Origin of the sequence: Microbispora siamensis, assembly GCF_016863095.1 — a bacterium.
GTDB classification, from domain to species: Bacteria; Actinomycetota; Actinomycetes; order Streptosporangiales; family Streptosporangiaceae; genus Microbispora; species Microbispora siamensis.
Genome location: NZ_BOOF01000010.1, coordinates 103,947 through 123,730, shown reverse-complemented (window position 1 = coordinate 123,730; position 19,784 = coordinate 103,947). Strand labels below are relative to the sequence as shown.

At 72.5% G+C, this 19,784-nt stretch carries 20 protein-coding genes; 12 read left to right on the top strand and 8 right to left on the bottom strand.

Features of this window, described 5'->3' with window-relative positions; translation table 11 throughout:
* Positions 1-39 precede the first annotated feature (39 nt).
* The 5 genes from Msi02_RS11795 (at position 40) to Msi02_RS11775 (ending at position 6,644) form a co-directional block, all read left to right on the top strand.
* A complete protein-coding gene (locus Msi02_RS11795; RefSeq protein WP_204048376.1) occupies positions 40-870 on the top strand; it encodes an ABC transporter ATP-binding protein in 831 nt (276 codons plus the stop codon).
* Positions 867-3,215 carry a YhgE/Pip domain-containing protein gene (locus Msi02_RS11790; RefSeq protein ID WP_204048375.1) on the top strand — a complete coding sequence of 783 codons (2,349 nt, stop codon included), beginning with the start codon at positions 867-869 and terminating at the stop codon, positions 3,213-3,215. The genes Msi02_RS11795 and Msi02_RS11790 overlap by 4 nt, the downstream gene beginning before the upstream one ends.
* Positions 3,212-3,826, top strand: a complete 615-nt coding sequence (locus Msi02_RS11785; protein ID WP_204048374.1) for a TetR/AcrR family transcriptional regulator — start codon at positions 3,212-3,214, stop codon at positions 3,824-3,826. The genes Msi02_RS11790 and Msi02_RS11785 overlap by 4 nt, the downstream gene beginning before the upstream one ends.
* 204 nt (positions 3,827-4,030) lie before the next feature.
* Positions 4,031-5,860: a substrate-binding and VWA domain-containing protein gene (locus Msi02_RS11780; RefSeq protein ID WP_204048373.1), complete on the top strand. Its 1,830-nt coding sequence runs from the start codon at positions 4,031-4,033 to the stop codon at positions 5,858-5,860.
* A gap of 31 nt (positions 5,861-5,891) precedes the next feature.
* Positions 5,892-6,644 (top strand): hypothetical protein, encoded by a 753-nt coding sequence (locus Msi02_RS11775; RefSeq protein WP_204048372.1) that lies wholly within the window; start codon positions 5,892-5,894, stop codon positions 6,642-6,644.
* Positions 6,645-6,682: 38 nt separating this feature from the next.
* On the opposite strand, the gene Msi02_RS11770 is transcribed toward Msi02_RS11775, so the two are convergent.
* The 3 genes from Msi02_RS11770 to Msi02_RS11760 are packed head-to-tail and all read right to left on the bottom strand — an operon-like array spanning position 6,683 to position 8,759.
* Positions 6,683-7,141, bottom strand: a complete 459-nt coding sequence (locus Msi02_RS11770; RefSeq protein ID WP_204048371.1) for an acyl-CoA thioesterase — start codon at positions 7,139-7,141, stop codon at positions 6,683-6,685.
* Position 7,142: 1 nt separating this feature from the next.
* The gene (locus Msi02_RS11765) at positions 7,143-7,775 is read right to left on the bottom strand and encodes a TetR/AcrR family transcriptional regulator (RefSeq protein ID WP_079319062.1); all 633 of its coding nucleotides are present in this window, start codon (positions 7,773-7,775) and stop codon (positions 7,143-7,145) included.
* Between the two features lie 33 nt (positions 7,776-7,808).
* The gene (locus tag Msi02_RS11760) at positions 7,809-8,759 is read right to left on the bottom strand and encodes a threonine ammonia-lyase (RefSeq protein WP_204048370.1); all 951 of its coding nucleotides are present in this window, start codon (positions 8,757-8,759) and stop codon (positions 7,809-7,811) included.
* Positions 8,760-8,835: 76 nt separating this feature from the next.
* Between Msi02_RS11760 and Msi02_RS11755 the strand changes: the two genes are divergently transcribed.
* Positions 8,836-9,714, top strand: coding sequence for a LysR family transcriptional regulator (locus tag Msi02_RS11755; protein ID WP_204048369.1), 879 nt, complete (start codon positions 8,836-8,838; stop codon positions 9,712-9,714).
* 110 nt (positions 9,715-9,824) lie between these two features.
* Positions 9,825-11,039, top strand: coding sequence for a serine hydrolase domain-containing protein (locus tag Msi02_RS11750; RefSeq protein ID WP_239108319.1), 1,215 nt, complete (start codon positions 9,825-9,827; stop codon positions 11,037-11,039).
* Positions 11,040-11,045: 6 nt separating this feature from the next.
* On the opposite strand, the gene Msi02_RS11745 is transcribed toward Msi02_RS11750, so the two are convergent.
* The gene (locus Msi02_RS11745; protein WP_204048367.1) at positions 11,046-11,564 is read right to left on the bottom strand and encodes a hypothetical protein; all 519 of its coding nucleotides are present in this window, start codon (positions 11,562-11,564) and stop codon (positions 11,046-11,048) included.
* Between the two features lie 351 nt (positions 11,565-11,915).
* Positions 11,916-12,461: a TetR/AcrR family transcriptional regulator gene (locus tag Msi02_RS11740; RefSeq protein ID WP_204048366.1), complete on the bottom strand. Its 546-nt coding sequence runs from the start codon at positions 12,459-12,461 to the stop codon at positions 11,916-11,918.
* Positions 12,462-12,523: 62 nt separating this feature from the next.
* Here Msi02_RS11740 and Msi02_RS11735 point away from each other — a divergent pair, with 62 nt between their 5' ends.
* Complete coding sequence (locus Msi02_RS11735) at positions 12,524-13,393, top strand: SRPBCC family protein (RefSeq protein WP_204048365.1); 870 nt, start codon at positions 12,524-12,526, stop codon at positions 13,391-13,393.
* A gap of 41 nt (positions 13,394-13,434) precedes the next feature.
* Here Msi02_RS11735 and Msi02_RS11730 read toward each other — a convergent pair whose 3' ends face one another.
* Positions 13,435-13,710 (bottom strand): helix-turn-helix domain-containing protein, encoded by a 276-nt coding sequence (locus tag Msi02_RS11730; protein WP_079319069.1) that lies wholly within the window; start codon positions 13,708-13,710, stop codon positions 13,435-13,437.
* A 54-nt stretch (positions 13,711-13,764) separates the two neighbouring features.
* Here Msi02_RS11730 and map point away from each other — a divergent pair, with 54 nt between their 5' ends.
* The 4 genes from map to Msi02_RS11710 all read left to right on the top strand — a co-directional run bounded on the left by map (position 13,765) and on the right by Msi02_RS11710 (position 16,987).
* Positions 13,765-14,532 carry a type I methionyl aminopeptidase gene (gene map / locus Msi02_RS11725; RefSeq protein WP_204048364.1) on the top strand — a complete coding sequence of 256 codons (768 nt, stop codon included), beginning with the start codon at positions 13,765-13,767 and terminating at the stop codon, positions 14,530-14,532.
* Between the two features lie 42 nt (positions 14,533-14,574).
* Positions 14,575-15,213: a LysE family translocator gene (locus tag Msi02_RS11720; RefSeq protein ID WP_079319071.1), complete on the top strand. Its 639-nt coding sequence runs from the start codon at positions 14,575-14,577 to the stop codon at positions 15,211-15,213.
* 107 nt (positions 15,214-15,320) lie between these two features.
* Positions 15,321-16,004: a VC0807 family protein gene (locus tag Msi02_RS11715; RefSeq protein WP_204048363.1), complete on the top strand. Its 684-nt coding sequence runs from the start codon at positions 15,321-15,323 to the stop codon at positions 16,002-16,004.
* Complete coding sequence (locus Msi02_RS11710; protein WP_204048362.1) at positions 16,001-16,987, top strand: glycoside hydrolase family 113 protein; 987 nt, start codon at positions 16,001-16,003, stop codon at positions 16,985-16,987. The genes Msi02_RS11715 and Msi02_RS11710 overlap by 4 nt, the downstream gene beginning before the upstream one ends.
* Here the strand turns inward: Msi02_RS11710 and Msi02_RS11705 are convergent.
* Both Msi02_RS11705 and Msi02_RS11700 read right to left on the bottom strand, forming a co-directional pair.
* A complete protein-coding gene (locus Msi02_RS11705) occupies positions 16,975-18,615 on the bottom strand; it encodes an acyl-CoA synthetase (protein ID WP_204048361.1) in 1,641 nt (546 codons plus the stop codon). The two genes, Msi02_RS11710 and Msi02_RS11705, sit on opposite strands and share 13 nt — an antisense overlap.
* A gap of 18 nt (positions 18,616-18,633) precedes the next feature.
* Positions 18,634-19,782: a thiolase family protein gene (locus Msi02_RS11700; protein ID WP_204048360.1), complete on the bottom strand. Its 1,149-nt coding sequence runs from the start codon at positions 19,780-19,782 to the stop codon at positions 18,634-18,636.
* Positions 19,783-19,784 lie beyond the last annotated feature (2 nt).

Genomic DNA, 19,784 nt, shown 5'->3' with positions numbered 1-19,784 from the left:
TTGCACCGACTGGTCAGTGCAAAAGAACGGAGCACAGACGTGGATACCGGGCGAACCGCCGGGGACGTCACCCCCTCAGCCGGAACTCCCGCCGAGCCGTCCGGCCCCGTGGCCGGCGTGTTCGAAGGCGTCGAGGTGGAGGCGCGAGGGCTGGGCGTGCGGGGTGGTCACGGCTGGGTGTACCGGCACGTCTCCCTGCACGCGGCCCCCGGAACGCTCACCGTCGTCACGGGCGAGGCGGGCAGCGGCCGTACGAGCCTGCTGCTCACCCTCGCGGGACGGATGAAGCCCACCGAGGGGACGCTCACCGTCGGCGGCCTGGCGACGCCCCGCAGGATCAGGCAGATCGCCGCACTCGGGCTCTTCACGGAGGTGAACCCGTTCGACGACGCCCTGTCCGTACGGGAGCACCTGCAGGAGCGGCTGCGCCCGCACGGGTTCCTGTGGCGCAGGCGGCACCCGGACGCCGCGCGGTCGGCGCTCGCCCACGCCGGCCTCGACCCGGACGCGCTACCACACGGCGATCGGACCCTGACCAGGGAACTCACCCGGGACCAGGCGGTGCGGCTGGGCGTCGCGCTCGCCCTCCTCGACCAGCCGGGCCTGCTCCTCGTGGACGAGGCCGACACCGGCATCCCCGCCGGCAGGCGGCACGAAATGTGGGACATCCTGCGCGGCCTCGCCGACCAGGGGCTCACCATCGTCGCGGCGTGCACCGATGCCGAGGAGGCGACCGGCGTGGCCACCACGCTGCTGCCGCTGCCCGTCCCCGCTCCCCCGCCTCCCCCGCCGCCCGTCATCGGAGACGACCCGGGAGACGACACCGGGGCGGCGCACGCCGATGAGACCGAGGAAGGAGAGCGGCGATGAAGGCGCCCCTCCCCGGCCGGCTCGAACTGCGCAGGTTCATGCGCTCGCGGCTCACCAGGGCCGCGCTGGTCGCCGTGATCATGCTGCCCCTGCTGTACGCCGGGCTCTACCTGTGGTCGTTCTGGGATCCCCAGGGGAACCTGAGCCGCGTACCGGTGGCCCTCGTCGTGGAGGACCGTCCCGCCACCGCAGCCGGCGCCGCGGGAGGCCCGCCGAGCACGGTGGACGCGGGCCGTGAACTCGCCTCCGAACTGGAGAACCGCAAGGTCTTCGCCTGGCACCGGGTCGACGCGGCCGAGGCCGACAGGGGCGTCCGCGAGGGCCGTTACTACCTGTCGCTCACGATCCCGGCCGACTTCAGCGCCGACCTCGCCTCACCGTCCGGCGACGGCACGCCGCGCCCGGCCCAGCTCGGCGTACGGGTGGACACCGGGCGCAGCTACATCATGCGCACGATCTCGGACGCCGTGTTCCGGGAGGTCAAGGAGGCGGCCGGGCGCAGCGCGGTCAAGGACTACCTGGACCAGATCTTCCTGTCCTTCGGCGAACTGCACGACAAGACCGCCCAGGCGGCCGACGGCGCCGACCGGTTGCACGACGGAGCCGCCGCCGCGAGCGACGGCGCCGCCTCGCTGGCCAAGGGGCTCGGGTCCGCGCAGAACGCGACCGGCAAGCTGTCGTCCGGAGCCGACGCCCTGTACAGCGGGTCGAAGCAGCTGACGAACGGACTGCACCAGGCCAGGACCGGCTCGGCCGCCCTGTCCTCCGGCCTGTCGAAGGCGGCCGCGGGCGCGGCCGACCTGCGCAAGGGCCTGTCCGCGCTCGACAAGGGGGCGGCCAAACTGGCCGAGGGCAACCGCGAGGTCTACCGCCAGGTCCACACCCTGTCTCCCACGGTCAACCGGGCGGCCGACGAATACGTCCCCGTGCTGGAGAAGAACGGCGACCGCATCCGGCAGGCCGCGCTCACCCTCGCGAAGGGCGCCGACGGCTTCGCCGACGCGCTCGACGGCCTGCCGCAGGAGGTGCAGGGCTCGGCCGGCACGGCCAGGCAGGACCTGCGCGCCGTCCAGCGCTGGCTGAACACCCATCCCGACGCCGATCCCGAGCTGCGCGCGCTGGTCGAGCGGGCCGCCGGGTCGGCGGGCGACCTCGCGTCGGCCGCCGGACGGCTGCAGAACCGCCTCGGTACCCAGGCGGGCAGGCTCGACGACCTCGCCGGTACGGCACGGGCGGTGGCGGACGACGCCCGCGAGCTCGCCGCCGCCGCACCCGGCCTCGGCAGCGCGCTGGACGACGCCCGCGACAAGTTCAACCAGCTCGACAAGGGGCTCAGGCAACTGGCCGACGGAGCCTCCGGCCTCCGCGACGGCACGGGCAAGGCGCTGAGCGGGGCCACCTCACTGTCCCGCGGCCTCGGCACGCTGAACGGCGGTGCGTCGAGCCTGTCCACCGGCCTGGCCAGGCTCGACAACGGAGCGAGCAGTCTCAACACCGGCCTCGCCTCGCTCGCCTCCGGTGCGGGCAAGCTCGACAACGGCATCGGCAAGCTGGAGCGGGGCGCAGGCAAGCTCGACTCCGGGCTGGTCAAACTGACCGACGGCTCGGGCGAGCTGGCCGGCAAGCTCGGCGACGGGGCCGCCCAGATCCCCGACTACGGCACGCAGGAGCGCGACAGCCGTACGGACATGATGAGCGACCCCGTCCGGCTCGCCACCGAGGTGGACAACGAGGTGCCCAACTACGGGACCGGATTTGCGCCGTTCTTCGTGCCGCTCGCCTTGTGGGTCGGCGCGATGGTGACGTACATGGTGCTGCGGCCGGTCAACCCGCGCCTGCTCGCCGGGTCGGCGCCGGCGTGGCGCACGGCCCTCGCGGGCTGGCTGCCGGGGCTCGCGATGGGGACGCTCCAGGTGGCGGTGCTGCTCGCCGTGCTGCGCTTCGGCCTGGGCCTGGAGGCGGCGAACTGGCCGGGCGTGGTGGCCTTCCTCGTGCTGGTCGCGGCGGCGTTCCTCGCCATCGTGCAGGCGGTCAACGCGCTGCTCGGACCGCCCGGACGGGTGGCGGTGCTGGCGCTGCTCATGCTGCAGCTCACCTCGTCGGCGGGCACCTATCCGATCGAGACCTCCCCCGGGTTCTTCCAGGCCATCTCGCCGTGGCTGCCGATGAGCTGGGTGGTGTCGGCGATGCGCCGCCTCATCAGCGGTGGCGACACCGCCGTGGTGTGGCAGGCTTGCGGCGTGCTGTCCGCGTTCGTCGCCCTCGGTCTCGCGCTCACCGTGCTCGCCGTCCACCGCGGCCGTACGTGGTCGATGCGCCGCCTCAAGCCGGAGCTGTCGCTGTGAGCCGCCCGGCCGACGGTCCGGCGAAGGAGCAGGGCGGCAGGCGGGCCGAGACGCGGCAGCGGCTGTACCGGGCCGCGGCCGACCTCATCGCCGAGCAGGGCTTCGCCGCCACGACCGTCGACGCGATCGCCGAACGCGCCGGGGTGGCCAAGGGCACCGTCTTCTACAACTTCGGCAGCAAGGAGGCGCTGTTCGCCGGCCTGCTCGACCACGGCATCGAACGGCTCGCCGGCGCCCTCGCCGAGGCCGCGCGCGGCCCCGCCACGTCACCGGTCGCCGTGCTCGACGCGCTCATGCTCGCCCAGCTCCGCTTCTTCGACGAGTACGGGCCGTTCGCCCGGGTGCTGCTGGCCGAGCTGTGGCGGGCGGCGTGGCAGGACGCCGTCCTGCGGCTGCGTACGAGCGTGCTCGCGGTGTACGAGCGGGTCCTCGCGGACGCGGTGGAGGCCGGCGAGCTGCGCCCCGGGTTCGACACCGGCACCGCCGCCACGGCCGTCTTCGGCATGGTGCTCACCGTCGCCATCGAGCGGCGCGCGCTGCGCCCCGACCAGCCGGTCGAGGACGTGCACGCGACCCTGGTCGAGCTCGTCCACCGCCGCATCTCGCCCTGACCGCCCCTCGGCGACCGGCCTTCCCGGCGACGACTTCCGCCCGAGCCGAGGCGCGTCGCCGGGATGGCACTTTTACTCTGGGTCGGTTCTGTGGATGGGCGTGGGAACGGGGCTGGGGCGTTAGCAGGACGAGATGATCGGCAACTAACGTGATCCGCCGTTCGTCGGGATAAATGCAGGTATCCCGTGGCAATGGAGGAGACCGTGTACCCCCCACCGCAGCAGAAGCGCCGCCGCAGCGTGGCTCCGTTCGTCATCGCGGTCATCTTCGCGGGAGCGCTCATCGTCGGGCTGAAGCTGCTGTTCGGCGGGGTCTCGGGCGGCGGCGGGAACGGCGGTGACAACGAGGGCGGGAACGCGAGCAGACGCGCCTGCGGCGACGACGGGATCACGCTGACCATCGCCGCATCGAGCGAGAAGGCCGAACTGCTGCGCACGATGGCCAACGGCTACAACGGCCACAAGGTGGACGGGCAGTGCGTGGACGTCGTCGTGAACTCCAAGGCGTCCGGCGGGGCGATGCAGGCCCTGGCACGCGGCTGGGACGAGCGGCAGGACGGTCCGAAGCCGGACGTCTGGACGCCGGCGAGCACCGGCTGGGTCACCCTCCTGCGGCAGCGCGTCGAGGGCGGCGACCAGGCGTCGCCGGTGTCCGCGGACAACCCGACGATCGCCACGTCTCCGCTGGTCATCGCGATGCCCAAGCCGATGGCCCAGGCGCTCGGCTGGCCGTCCAAGAAGATCGGCTGGTCGGACATCCTGGACCTCGCCAACGACCCCAAGGGCTGGGCGAAGTACGACCACCCGGAGTGGGGCAAGTTCCGTCTCGGCAAGACGAACCCGAACTTCTCCACTTCCGGCCTCAACGCGACCGTCGGAGCGTACTTCGCGGCCACGGGGCTGTCGGGCGACCTGACGGAACGGGACGTCGCTGCGCCCAGGACGCGTGACTTCGTCAAGGGGGTCGAGCGGTCGATCGTCCACTACGGCGACACCACTCTCACCTTCCTGTCCAACCTCCAGCACGCCGACGACTCGGGGACGGCCATGTCGTACATCTCCGCCGTGACGGTGGAGGAGAAGTCGGTGTGGGACTACAACCAGGGCAACCCGACGGGCGACCCCAAGACGCTCGGCGACCACGCCAAGCCGAAGGTGCCGCTGGTGGCGATCTATCCCAAGGAGGGCACGCTCTTCTCCGACCACCCGTACGCCGTGCTGTCCTGGGCGGACGCCGCGAAGAAGGCCGCGGCGGCGGACTTCCTGAAGTACCTGCGGGAGCCCGATCGGCAGCGGGAGTTCGAGAAGTACGCCTTCCGGTCGTTCGACAGCAAGCCGGGCGACCTCATCACGACCGCCAACGGCCTCGACCCCAAGCAGCCGGCGACCACGCTCAGCACCCCGACTCCGCAGGTGCTGGACCGGATCCTCAAGAGCTGGGCCGAGTTGCGCAAGCCCGCCAACGTGCTGATGGTGATGGACGTCTCCGGCTCGATGGGCGCCGACGTCAAGGGCACCGGCAAGACCAAGCTCGACCTCGCCAAGCAGGCCGCGATCAACGCGCTGCCGCAGTTCGGCCCGAACGACCGCGTCGGCCTGTGGATGTTCAGCCTCAAGCAGGACGGCGACAAGGACTACCGCGAGCTCGTCCCCCTGGGCAGGAACAACCAGTCGCGGCTCAAGAGCCGCATCAACGGCCTGATCCCCAACGGCGGCACGGGGTTGTACGACACGGCCCTCGCGTCCTACCAGTACGTGCTGCGGCACCAGAGCGGCGACGCGATCAACGCGGTCGTGTTCCTGACGGACGGCAAGAACGAGGACAACAACTCCATCTCGCTCGAGAACCTGCTGCCCGACCTGCGCAAGGAGGCCGGGCAGGAGACCGTGCGGATGTTCACCATCGCGTACGGCGGCGACGCCGACCTCAACGTCCTGCGGCGCATCTCGCAGACCACGGACGCCGCGGCCTACGATTCGCGCAAGCCGGGAAGCATCGACGAGGTGTTCACCGCCGTCATCTCCAACTTCTGACCGACCCCACCGTCCGACCTGGGAGCCCCCCTTGTCCCGCTTCACCGAGGAACTCCGCGACCCCTGGGCGCTGCTTCTGGGCGCCACCGCCGCGGGCGCGGCCTGGGCGGTCGGCGTCCCTCCTGTGGGGGTGCCCGTCGCCGGGGTCGCGGTCTGGCTCATCAAGGCGTTCGCCTCCGCGTGGCAGTCCACCGGAGGCGAGAGCCGTACGGAACCGCAGGCTCCGCCGGTCGCGAAGGGGAGCGCCGAGGAGGCGTGGCTGCGGCGGGCGGAGCGGGCCGCCGCGTCGTTCGCCGACCTGACCGCCTCCATGCGCGGGCAGCTCCTGCTCGACCGGATCGCGGCCATGCGCCCGCAGGTGGACGACACCGTCGGCACGCTGCGCCGGCTGGCCGGGCACGCGTCCGTCACCGGCGCGGCGCTGGCCCGCTTCGATCCCCGGTTCCTGGAGCAGGAGCACGTACGGCTCACGCAGGCGCGGCAGACGGCCCGGCAGGAGGTCGCGGGCGAGCTCGACCGGTCGATCGCCGCGCTGGACGCGCAGCGCGAGGTGTACGACAGGTTGTCGGGCGCGCGGGAGCGGGTGCTGGCCCGGCTGCAGTCGGGCGCCATCAGCCTGGAGGGCCTGGTCGCGCGGGCCGTCGAGATCTCCGCCATAACGGCGACCTCCGACGGCGCGGGCGGCGGCGCCCGGGCACTCGACGAGCTGACCTCGGAACTCGAACTGACCCGGCAGAGCCTGCACGAGGTCGAGGAGGCCACCCGCCAGGACATCGGCCCCTGAGCCCCTGGTGCGCCGCCGCCCGGCGATTCAGCGCCTCCTCAGCACGGCGCCGCCTCCGGGAGCGCCGCGAGCGCCGTGAGCAACAGAGGCGCGGCGGCCTCGCGGATCTCTTCGCTGAACGGCGTCGGACGGAAAGTGGCCGGATCCAGGTTGACGTTGACGCGGTAGCCCTCGGCGTGCACGGTGGCGCGGTCCGCGGACAGCACGCGAAAACCGTAGACCCCGCTGGTGCGTCCCATCCGCTCCAGCCAGAAGTGCACCGACTGCTCGCCCGGCTCCGCGATGGGCACGTGGTAGGTCACCTTGAACTCGCGTACGGCCATGAGCACGTCCCTGAACGCCGACCGGGCGGGGTCGGCCGCCCAGCCGAGCCGATGCCAGAACGCGCCGATCGCCCGCTCGACCAGCACGGCGTAACGCGAGTTGTGCAGCAGCCCCATCGCGTCGAGGTCGTCGAAGTGCACCTGGACGGTCTCGTGGACGCCACCTGCGGTCATGTCAATCCTCCGGGAGAAGTGCGGGGTCGGGGCAGAGCGCACGCAGGCGCGCGAGCACGGCACGGCGGGCATGGACGAGGGCCTGCGCCCCGTCGTGCAACCGGGAATGGACGATCACCATCTCGCCGAGCGCGTCGATCTCGTAGGCCAGCTGGGCCGGATCGACGCCGTCGGCCAGTTCGCCCAGCGTCACGGCCTCCGCGACCAGCCGGCGGATGAGCCCCTGCCACTCGCGCATGGACCGCGAGAGCCGGTCGCGGACGGCTCCGGGACGGTCGTCGAACTCGGCCTGCACGGCGAAGAAGAAACACCCGCCGGGCAGCACGCCGTCGCCGTAGAAGGCCAGCCGCGCCTCGTGCAGCGCGAACAGGCGACGTACGCCCGCGGGGGCGCGCAGAGCGGGCCCCACCACCTGCTCGGTCCACTGCCGGACGGCCCACTCCACGGCGTCGAGCTGCAGTTGCTCCTTGTCGCGCCAGTGCGCGAACAGCCCGGATTTGCTGACGCCGGTCGCCGTCGCCAGCCGCCCCAGGGAGAGCCCGTCGAGCCCTTCGACGGAGGACAGCTCCACCGCCTGCCGGAGGATCGTCTCGCGGCTGCGCAACCCGCGTAGCCGCCGGCCGTCTTCTGTCACCCCTGCAAACTATACGACCGATCGGTCGGTCGTCTAATTCATCGCGACCAGAAGGCGGGCGAGCTCGGCCGGGCCGGCGTTGCCGCCCGTGCAGACCACGGCCACCTTCCGCCCGGCGAACTCCTCCCGACGGGCCAGCAGCCCCGCGAGCGCGGCGGCCCCCGCTCCCTCGGCCAGCGTGTGGGCCTCGGTGAGCAGCAGCCGCTGGGCCCGCAGGATGTCGTCGTCGTCCACCAGCACGAAGTCGGCCAGGCCCTCCCGCATCACGGCCTGCGGGAGCGCGAACGCGGAGCCGGTGGCGAGCCCCTCCACGACGGTCTTCACGGGCCGGGTCACCGGTTCCCGCAGTCGCCAGGAGTCGTGCGCGGCCGGAGCCTGGGCCGACTGGACGGCGATCACCCGGCAGCCCGGCGTGAGCGCGGCGGCGACGAGGCACGCGGCGGCGGCTCCGCTGCCGCTGCCCACCGGCACGAACACCGCCTCCAGGTCCGGCCTGGCGGTGAACATCTCGACGTAGAGCGTGCCCACCCCGGCCAGGATGTCCGGCTCGTCGGCCGGGCTGATCAGCCTGCGTCCCGTGCGCTCGGCGAGGTCGCGCGCGTGCCCGGCGGCCTCCACCATCGTCGCGCCCCGGACCTCGACGGCCGCCCCGAGCGCCTCGACCGCGGCGACCTTGGCGGGGTTCGGGTTCTCCGGCATCAGGACGGCGCAGGGCACGCCGTACAGGTGGGAGGCGTACGCGACGGACTGGGCGTGGTTGCCGGTCGAATAGGTGACGACCCCGCGACGGCGGTCGGCCATGCGGGCCAGCAGCGTGATGCCGCCGCGCACCTTGAACGCCCCGGTCGGCTGGACGTTCTCGTGCTTCACGTGGACCTCGGCGCCGACCGCCGCGTCGAGCACGGGATAGGACCACATGGGAGTCTCGGGCAGGTGCGGGGCGACGAGCCGCCGGGCGTCCAGGATGTCGCGGATGTCGGTCATGGCTCCCAGCCTGGCCGCCGGCGGGACAATAGGTCCAACTGAAGTTCTGATGCGGATCCATAGACGGGATCGATGAATGCCGCTCGACGTCGTACGACTGCGGGTCCTCGTGGCCGTGGCGAGGACCGGCACGGTGACCGCCGCGGCGCGGGAGCTGCACTACTCGCAGCCCTCGGTGAGCCATCACCTCGCGCGACTGGAGGCCGAGACGGGCGCGAAGCTGGTGCAGCGGGTGGGGCGCGGCATCCGCCTCACCGAGGCGGGCCGCCTGCTCGCCGAGCGGGGCGTGGAGATCCTCGGCCGCCTCGACGCGGCGTCCGCGGAGCTCGCCGCGCACGTCGGGCTGCGGGCCGGACGCGTACGGCTGGCCGCGTTCCCCTCGGCCCTCGGCACGTTCGTCCCGGCCGCCGCCGCGCGGCTCGCCCAGGACCATCCGGGGCTGGACCTGCGGCTGATGGAGGCCGAGCCGCCCGAGGCGCTGCGCCTGCTGCGGGCCGGCCGGGTGGACGTCGCCGTGGTCTTCCGCTACGGCGAGACCGCTCCCGAGGACGACGGCGTCCGCCTGGTCCACCTGCTCGACGACCCGAGCTTCCTCGTCACCTCCGCGACGTACGGCGATCCCGGGGACCTGGCGGCGTACGCGGACGGGCCGTGGATCGCGGGGTGCGAGCGGTGCCGCGCGCATCTGCTCGCGTTGTGCGCCGAGGCGGGCTTCGAGCCGCGCGTCTCGTTCACCACGGACGACTACGTGGCCGTGCAGGCCATGGTCGCGGCCGGGCTGGGCGCGGCGCTCCTCCCCCGGCTGGCGATGTCGGCCCACCGCCACCCGGGTGTGCGGGTGTCCGAGCTGCCGGGATCGGACCGCCGGGTCTACGCCGCGACGTACGGCGAGCCGCCCGACCCGCCCGCCGTCGCCGCCCTGGTCGCGGCCCTCCTCCCCCGGACAGATGCGTGAAGTGTGCGGCGGCGGCGTTGATCTACTAGAAATTGGACATGCAGAAAATGTCGCTGTTTGCGTCCACATCTGAGGATCAGGGAGGTCTGAGCAGGAGGAACTTCCTCCAGATGGGTGCCTTCGCGGCGCCCGCCCTCGCGTTCGGGTCGAGGATGCTGCCCGCGCCCGTCGTGGAGGCCACCGGGGTGGCGCCCGCCTCGCTCGCCGGGTTCGACACGCTGATGAAGACCTATATCAAGGAGCGAGGGATCACCTGTGGGCAGCTCGCCGTCTCCAAGGGCGGCAGACTGGTGCTCGCCAGGGGCTACCGATACTCCGACGGCAGCCACGCCGTTCCCGCCGTGTCGCCCACGTCGCTGTTCCGCATCGCGAGCCTGAGCAAGCACATCACCGCCATCGCGATCATGCGGCTCGCCCAGGAGGGCAAGCTCAGCCTGACCGCCTCGGTCGCGAAGCTCCTCGGCCTGTCCACCTCGGCCGACCCCCGGCTGGCGCAGGTGACGGTGTGGCGGCTGCTGCAGCACACCGGGGGCTGGGACCGGGACGTCTCCGGCGACTACCTGCACATGGACCGCGCCATCGCCAAGGCGCTCGGCGTGCCGCTGCCGATCACCCAGGACCACATCGTCAGGTACGCGAGCGCCCGGCCGCTCGACTTCGTCCCCGGCACGAAGTTCGTCTACAGCAACTACGGCTATCTGCTGCTGGGCCGGATCATCGAGAAGGTCTCCGGGACGAGCTACGAGTCCTACGTCAGGCAGAAGGTCCTGGCGCCCCTCGGCATCACCCGTCCGCGGCTGGGCCGTACGCTCCGGTCGCAGGCCGCCTCCGGTGAAGTCATCTACGAGTCGAAGTACACGGGCCAGACCGTCCTGGACGAGACCGGCCAGGTCCTGCCCGCGCCGTACGGCGGCGGGTTCGGCATGGCCTGCCAGGGCCCCAACGGCGGCTGGATCGCCTCCGCCGTCGACCTGGTGCGCCTGGCGAAGGTGCTCGACGCGCCGAACGCGGTGCTCAACTCGACCTCCATCGGCAGGATGCTCGCCAAGCCCGAGATCGGCGTGAACCAGTACGGCTCCTGGTATGGCGCCGGCCTGTGGGTGCGCCAGGTGACGGGACACGTCAACACCTGGCACGACGGCTCACAGCCCGGCACCTACACCTACATCGCGCGCCTGCAGAACGGCGTCACCTACGCCGCCCTGTTCAACCGGCGGGAGGAGAGCGGTTCCCCCGACTTCGACGTGCTCGCCGACCTGTTCAACGCCCAGATCGGGAAGGTGACGAGCTGGCCCACCACGGATCTCAGCTCGCGTTACTTCTGACGAGGTTCAGGTGGGACTCGGCGTGGGGACGTCGTTGTCCAGCTCCCTGGCGGTCCACACGGCGACGCCGCTGCCCGGCAGCTGACTGATCCGGGACTGGAACGTGGCGGTGCCGTCCGTCACGTCGTCGTCCTCCTCCGCGAAGACGATGAGGGACTGCCAGGTGCTCCACCTGTCCGCGGGGAAGAGCAGCCGGGGGCCGATCGACAGGTCCGGGTCGCCGAGCAGCCGCTCGCTGTCGACGGTCACCCAGCCGTACGACGGCCTCTGGCTGAGCCGCACGTGGATGAGCGCCGAGCCTCCCTCGGGCACGACGACCTCGGCGGGCGAGACGATGACGCTCGGCGTGGCGCTCACACTCGGGGTGGGAGTGGGAACCGGGCTGGGCAGCAGGCGGGCCACGCCGGCCGATCCGCGCGGCGCGGCGTCGGCCATGCCCGGGACGAGCCCGGTCACCGCGGACGCCGCGGCCACGACGGCCGCGAGGACGACCGGGCCACGTAACCGGCCGTGGGGGAATCGCATCCGGCACCTCCATGGTGAGCCGGCCACACCGTCACGGGCCGACTGCCGCCGATCGCCGGCGATGGTCCCAGCGTCGGGTCTGCTTCGCGGCCTGTACAGGAACCGCCCCCACGGCGGCGGCCCGAGGCCGGGGACGCGCGACCGTCGGCCCGCCGTCCACCTGGGGGAAACTCCGTCGGACGCGGACCGCCCAGCCGGTGACGACCGGTGAAAGATTCAGATCAGCGGATCCCCGCGACGGTTGCGGCGCTTATGCGATCATGCCCGGATGCTTACCGGCGCGGGGGTGGTCGCCGCCATGGTCCTCGTGTGCGCGTCCGCGCTGACCGCCGACACCGCGGGGCAGCGGGATCACGGCGGGAGGTCGAGACCCATCTCGGCGACGGCCGTCTCGACGAACTCGGCGGAGTCGTCGAGCATGCCGATCCGGCGGAGGGCGGCGACGCCGACGTAGACGCCGTACCCCGCGAGGACGCGCCGCCGGGCGAGGTCCGGGGGCTGCCCCAGCTCCTCGAGCGTCTGCCGCATGACGTCCAGGCGGCGCGCGGTGACGCGGCGCGCGACCTCGGCGACGGCGGGGTCGTCGGCCGCGCCGATCAGGCGGAAGGCGATCGCGGCGTCACGCGGGTCGCCGAAGGCGGCCCCGAGGAGCGTGCGCATCCGCCGGGCCGGGTCGGTGATCTCCCACAGGTTCGCGATGATCTGCTCGGAGTCCGCCTCCCACAGCGCGAGCGCGGCCTCGATGAGCTTCTGCCGATTGGCGAAGTGCCAGTAGAAGCTGCCCTTCGTCACCCCGAGCCGGGCCGCCACGGGCTCCACGGCCACGGCGGCGAAACCGTCCTCGGCGAGGGCGTCGAGCGCCGCCCTCGCCCAGTCCTGCGCACTCACCCTCCCCATGCCGCCAGTCTTCCATACGGTTGCGTATAGTCGGACCATACGCAACCGTATGGAGGTCAGCGATGGTGCACAACGTGCACGAACGAGTCGTCTCCGCCACTCCGGACCAGGTATGGGACGTGCTCGGCACGCTCGGATCCGAGCGCGACCGCCTCTGGCCGCTCCCCGGCACGTTCGCCTTGCCGGAGGGCCTCGCCGAGGGCGCACCCGTACGGCACGGCCCGATGAGATACCAGGTCGGGGTCGTCGAGCCCGGCAGCCGGCTCTGGTTCGACACCCCGGGCGGCTTCAGCGGGGGTCATGGCTTCACCCTCACCCCGACTGAGGGCGGCACGCTGGTGCGGCACGAGGTGAAAGGACGCACGCTGGGGGCGATGCGCCTGCTGTGGCCGCTGGTCATCCGGCGCAGGCACAACGCGGTGGTGGAGGCCCTGCTCGACAACCTGGACCGGGAGGTCTCGGGGACGCCGCCGATCCTGCCCGACCCCGAGTTCGCGGAACGGCACGCCGTCGCCATCGAGGCGAGCGCCGACCGCGTGTGGGCCGCGCTGGCGTCGCTGCGGTTCACCCGCGGGTTCGTCCTCCTGCGGGAGAGGCCCGGACACGAGGTCACCGTCGGCCTGGCCGGCCGGTGGTGGCGGCCGCCCGCCAAGGTGAACGAGCCGGGGCTCGCCGGGCCGGCCGACTTCGCGGCCTTCACGCGCCCGGGCTACGCAAAGGGCACGTTCTCCTTCACCCTGCACCCTCTGGGCGGCGGGCGAACGCTGCTGGTGACCGAGACCAGGGTGGTCACGACGAGCCCGGCCGCGCACCGGGCCATGCGCCGGTATTGGCGGGTCATCCGGCCGGGCAGCGGCCTGATCAGGCGGTTCATGCTCGCCGCGGTACGGCGCCGCGCACTCGGCAAGGGCCTGGCGCCCGGCCTGCCGTAGGGGCCGCGCCGCACGCTCCCGGCCGGAGGCTCCGGCGGACGTCAGCCGGCTTGGCGGAATTCGGTGGCCTGCGGACCCTCGGCGCAGGCGGCCGCCAGTTCGTCGAGCGACAGGTTCAACGCGGCGGCGAGCGCCGCGACGGTGAAGAAGGCCGGGGTCGGCGCGCGGCCGGTCTCGATCTTGCGCAGCGTCTCTGCCGACAGCCCGGCCGCCGCGGCGACCTCGACCATGCTGCGCTCGCCGCGCGCCTGCCGGAGCAGGACGCCGAACCGCTCCCCCCGCTGCCGCTCCTCGGGGGTCAGGGGCACTCTCACCATGACCGTGATACTAATACCGGTATAGTTATTGGTGCCACCCCGGGAGGGCATGTCATGGTGGAAATCAAGACCGACGCCGCGCTGGACGCGATGCGGGAGGCGGGGCGCGTGGTGGCCCGCGCGCTCGACGCCGTACGGAAAACCGCGGCCATCGGAGTGCGGCTCACCGACCTGGACGAGACGGCGCGGGAGGTGCTGCGCGAGGCCGGGGCGAGCTCCCCGTTCCTCGGCTATCGGCCGCACTTCGCGCCGACCCCGTTCCCCGCCGTGATCTGCGTGTCCGTCAACGACGCGATCGTGCACGGCATCCCGACCGATTACCGGCTGCGGGACGGGGACGTCGTCGGCGTCGACTGCGGCGCGATACTGGACGGCTGGGCGGCCGACGCCGCCGTCACGTTCATCGTGGGCACGCCGCGGCCCGGCGACCTGGAACTCGTCGACACCACGCGCCGGGCGCTGGAGGCCGGGATCGCCGCCGCGACCGTGGGCAACCGCATCGGGGACATCTCCGCGGCGATCGGCGCGATCGCCCAGGAGGCCGGATACGGCATGCCCAGGGACTTCGGCGGCCACGGCATCGGCCGCCGCATGCACGAGGACCCGTCGGTGCCGAACCACGGCAGGCCCGGCCGGGGCTACCCCCTGCGGCACGGCCTCGCCCTGGCCATCGAGCCGATGTTCATCGCCGGAGGCCGGGACGGCTACCACACGGCGGCCGACGGCTGGACGCTGCACTCCGTGGACGGCAGCCGGGCCGCCCACATGGAGCACACCATCGCGATCACCGAGGACGGCCCCCGCGTGCTGACCGCGCTCTAAATTCACATGCCGGAATGGCCCGGTGTCCGTAGCATCCGAGCCATGCCGACTCTGCCCACGCTCGCCCTGTTCGCGGCCGCCACGCTGGCGCTGCTCCTGGTCCCCGGACCCGCCGTGCTCTACATCGTCACCCGCAGCGTGGCCCAGGGCCGTACGGCGGGCCTGGTGTCGGTCCTCGGCGTCCACGCCGGTTCGCTGGTCCACATCGCCGCCGCGGCGTTCGGGATCACCGCGCTGCTCGCCGCCTCGGCCACGGCGTTCGCCGTCGTGAAGTACCTGGGCGCGGCCTACCTCGTCTACCTGGGCGTCCGCAAGCTCATGCGGCGGTCCGAGGCGGAGGACGCCCAGGTCAAGGTGGCCTCGCCCCGCCGGCTGTTCGGCGAGGGGTTCGTGGTCAACGTGCTGAACCCCAAGACGGCCATGTTCTTCCTCGCCTTCCTGCCGCAGTTCATCGATCCGGCCCGCGGTCCCGTGGCGCCACAGGTGCTGGTGCTCGGGGCCGTGTGGGTCGCGCTCGGCATGGCCAGCGACGGCACGTACGCGCTGCTGGCCTCGGTCCTCGCCGGGCGGCTGCGCTCCTCGGCACGGGCCCGGCGGCGGCTCGACCGGGGCAGCGGCGTCGTCTACCTCGGCCTCGGCGCCGTGGCGGCGCTCGCGACCGAGGGCGCCAAGAAGCTCTGACGGCGACCGGGACATTTGTACTGCCGCAAACGGGATCGCTGAATCTGCCCGGCTCCTCCGGCTTTCGAGACGCTTGACGCGTACACGAAGACGCGCTGGAGGAGCCGATGACCCAGACCCTGACCGCCCCGGCGAGAGCCGAGCAGCCCCGGCGGAGCAACCTCGGCACGATGCTCACGCCGCTGGCGCTCGACGTCGCCGCGCCGATGGCGTGCTACTACCTCCTGCACGGCGCGTTCGGTACGAGCGAGGTCGCCGCGCTGGGCGTGAGCGGCGTGATCCCGGCCGTCCGGGTGGTCGCCGGGATCGTCAGGGACCGCAGCCTGAACGGGCTGGCCGGGCTGACTCTGGCGGTGAACGTGGCGGGCATCGCACTGAGCTTCGTCACCGGCGACGCCCGCATGATGATCGCCAAGGACTCCGCCCTCAGCGGCGTGATCAGCCTGTTCATGATGCTCTCGGCGTTCACCGCGCGCCCGGTGATGACCCCGGGCATGCGCGCCTTCATCACCCGGGGGAACGCGGTGCGGGAGGCCGCCTGGGAACGGCTCGCGGGCTCCGCCCGGTTCCGCCGCGCCGAGCGCCGCTTCACCGGCATCTGGGGCGGGGCGCTGCTCGCCGACTGCGTGGCCCGGCTGATCGGCGCGTTCACGCTGCCGGTGTCCACCATGGTCTGGCTGTCCAACGTGCTGCTGATCGCCGCCCTCGCGGTGGGGCTCCTGGTCGCGGGCGCGTTCGGCTCCGGGCCGATCATGACGATGGTCGGCATCGAGGCGAGGGACGCGCGATGAGAGGCAGGGGCATCAACTACGACACCGGATTCCTGCCGGGCGGGCACATCAGCCGGGAGACGTTCGACCCGGAGACGGTCCGCGCGGAGATGCGCGTCATCGCCGACGAGCTGCACTGCACGGCCGTCCGCATCACCGGCGGGCATCCCGAACGGCTCAGCGTCGCCGCGCGGCACGCCGCAGACGCGGGGCTTGAGGTGTGGTTCGCGCCCTTCCCCTGCGAGATGACCACGCGGGAGCTCGCGCCGTACTTCGCGGAATGCGCCGAGCGGGCCGAGGAGGTGCGGCGCGACGGCGCGGAGGTGGTGCTCGTGACGGGGTGCGAGCTGAGCATCTTCTGCGCCGGCTTCCTGCCCGGGGAGACCTTCTTCGACCGCATGGCCGCGCTCGGCAAGGGGGATGCCGAGCTGCACGCCCGGTTCGCCGAGATCCCCGCGCGGCTGAACCCCTTCCTGGCCGAGACCGCCGAGGCCGCCCGCGAGGTCTTCGGCGGGCGGGTGACGTACGCCTCGGGCGACTGGGAGGACGTCGACTGGAGCCCGTTCGACATCGTCGCCGTGGACGCCTACCGCGACCGGCGCAACGCCGCGACCTACCGCGAGGAGCTGCGCTCCCGCTTCCGGTACGGCAAGCCGGTGGCGGTCACCGAGTTCGGCACGTGCGCCTACACAGGGGCAGGCGCACGTGGCGGCATGGCGTGGGCCATCGTGGACTACACCGTGGATCCGCCCCGGCTGGACGGCGACTACCGCCGCGACGAGGGTGAGCAGGTCCGCTACCTGCGCGAACTGCTCAGCGTGTTCGAGGAGGAGGGCGTGGACAGCGCCTTCTGGTTCACCTTCGCCGGCTACGGCACGACGTACGACCCGGACCCGCGCGGCGACCTCGACATGTCCTCCTACGGGGTGGTACGGCTGCTGAAGGACGGCGGACGGGAGCCGAAGGAGGTCTTCCACGCCCTCGCCGCCGCCTACTCCGGCTGACGCGCGGCCGGCCGACGCTCGGCCGGCTGAGATGCGGCCGGGCGAGATGCGGCGGCGGCCACCTGACCGGCCCACCGGTAGTCGGCCTTGCCCGCCGGGGAGCGGAGGATCTCCTCCACGAACGCGTAGGTCCGCGGCACCTTGTAGCCCGACAGCCGGGAGCGGCAGTGGGCGTCGAGCTGCTCCGCCGTCGGCGCGGTCCCGTCGTACGGCTGGACGACGGCCGCGACCCGCGAGCCCCAGCGTTCGTCGGGGAGGCCGGTGACCACGGCGTCGAACACGGCGGGATGCCCCTTGAGCACCGCCTCGACCTCCTCGGGAAAGACCTTCTCCCCACCGGTGTTGATGCACTGGGATCCGCGGCCGAGGATGCGGATCGTGCCGTCCTCCTCGACCGTGGCGAGGTCGCCGGTGAGCAGCCACCGGACACCGTGGGCGTCGATCACGAAGGTGCGGGCGGTCTTGTCCGGGTCGTTGTGGTAGCCGGATGCGATCCGGCCGCTCCTCGCCACCGTGCCGATCCGCCCCGAGCCCGGCTCGACCGGGGTCAGCGTCTCGTCCAGCACGGCCACGCAGGCGTTGGCGTTGGGCCGGTAGCGCAGGCCCGACTCGGGCGACGACCCGTCGACGGCGGACGCCGTGTATCCGGACTCGGTCGAGCCGAAGTTGTCGAGGATCATCCTGCCGGGCAGCAGTTCCTCCAGCCGGGCGCGTACGGCCCCGCTGAGGATCGCGCCGGTCGAGCTGAGCGCGAACAGCGACGACAGGTCGTAGGAGCCGGCGGCGATCTCGTCGGCGAGCGGGCGGGCCATCGCGTCGCCGGTGATGTTCAGGCTGACGACCTTCTCCCGCTCGATCGCGCGCAGCACGGCGGCCGCGTCGAACCTGCGGACGTACACCATCGTGCCTCCCATCCACCAGGCGATGAAGGTGCCCACCTGCGCCGCGCCGTGCATCAGCGGGGCCGCCGTCATCATGACGATCGGCGACGCCGCGCCGCGCGCCTGCTCGATCACCGCCTCCGGCGTCTTCAGCGGCTCGCCGTACGGGTTGCCGCCCCCGAAGGCGTAGAACAGGTCCTCCGACCGCCACATCACGCCCTTGGGCATGCCGGTCGTGCCGCCGGTGTAGATGACGTACACGTCGTCGCCGGACCGGGGCGGGAACCCCCGGCCCTCCGGCTGCCCCGCCACCGCCTCCTCGTACGGCACCGCGCCCGGCACGGCGGTGGGGCCGCCGACGGCGACGAGGTGGCGCAGCCCGGGGACCTGCGCGGCCACGGCCGCGACCCGGTCGTCGAACTCCACGTCGAAGACCAGGGCCGCGACGCCGGAGTCCCGGTAGAGGTACAGCAGCTCCGACTCGACGTACCGGTAGTTGACGTTGACCGGCACGGCCCGCAGCTTCAGCGTCGCCAGCAGGGCCGCGACGTACTCCACCCCGTTGTAGAGCTGCATGCCCACGTGCGTGCCGTGGCCGACGCCATGCGCCGCCAGGTGGTGGGCGAGCCGGTTGGCGTGGGCGTCGAGCTCGGCGTAGGTCAGGCGGTCGTCGCCGCAGACCACCGCCACGCGGTCCCCGATGGCGTCGGCGAGCCCCTCGAAAAGATCGGCGTGGTTGAACTCCATCCGGCGGACCTCCCGCGCTCAGGGTTTGCTGCTGCCGACGATCCACATCGCGAAGAACTGGGCGCCTCCGCCGTACGCGTGACCGAGCGCGAGGCGCGCCCCCTCGACCTGGTGCTCCCCCGCCATGCCCCGCACCTGGAGCGCCGCCTCGGCGAAGCGGATGAGGCCGGAGGCCCCGATCGGGTTGGACGACAGCACGCCGCCGGAGGCGTTCCACGGGGTGTCGCCGTCGAGGGCCGTGCATCCGGCCTCGGTGAGCTTCCAGCCCTCCCCTTCGGCGGCGAAGCCGAGGTTCTCCAGCCACATCGGCTCATACCAGGAGAACGGGACGTAGACCTCGGCGACGTCGATCTCCCGGCGCGGGTCGGTGACCCCGGCCTGGCGGTAGACGTCGGCGGCGCAGTCGCGGCCGGCCCGCGGGCTGACGACGTCTCGGCCCGCCAGCATGATGGGCTCCGAGCGCATCGCCGTGCCGTGGATCCAGGCGGGCGTGCCGGTCACCTTGTCCTCGGCCGCGAGCACGATCGCGCAGGCGCCGTCCGACGACGGGCAGGTCTCCAGATAACGGATCGGCTCCCACAGCATCGGGGTCGACTCGACCATCTCCCGGTTGATCCCGGGAATGCGCAGGTGGGCGTACGGGTTCTTCAGCGCGTTCAGCCGGTCCTTGACCGCGACCAGCGTGCCGATGTGGTCGGGCGCGCCCGACCTGCGCATGTACTCCCTGATGTGCGGCGCGAAGTAGCCGCCCGCGCCCACGACCAGGGAGGCGTTGAAGGGCAGGTGCGTGGACAGGGCCCAGGTGGCGTTCGACTCCGACTGCTTCTCGAAGGCGACCACCAGCACCCGCCCGTGCACGCCGCCCTGGACCAGCGACGCGCCGACGAGCGCGGTCGAGCCGCCGACCGAGCCCGCCGTGTGCACGCGCATCACCGGCTTGCCGGCCGCGCCGAGCGCGTCGGCGAGGTACGCCTCCGGCATCATCACGCCCTCGAACAGGTCGGGGGCCTTGCCGATGACGACGGCGTCGATGTCGGCGAACGTCAGGCCGGCGTCCTCCAGTGCCCGCAGGGCGGCCTCGCGGACCAGCCCGGCGAGCGACACGTCCCGCCGCCTGGTCTGGTAGCGGGTCTGGCCCACGCCGATGACGGCACAGCGGTTTCCCACGG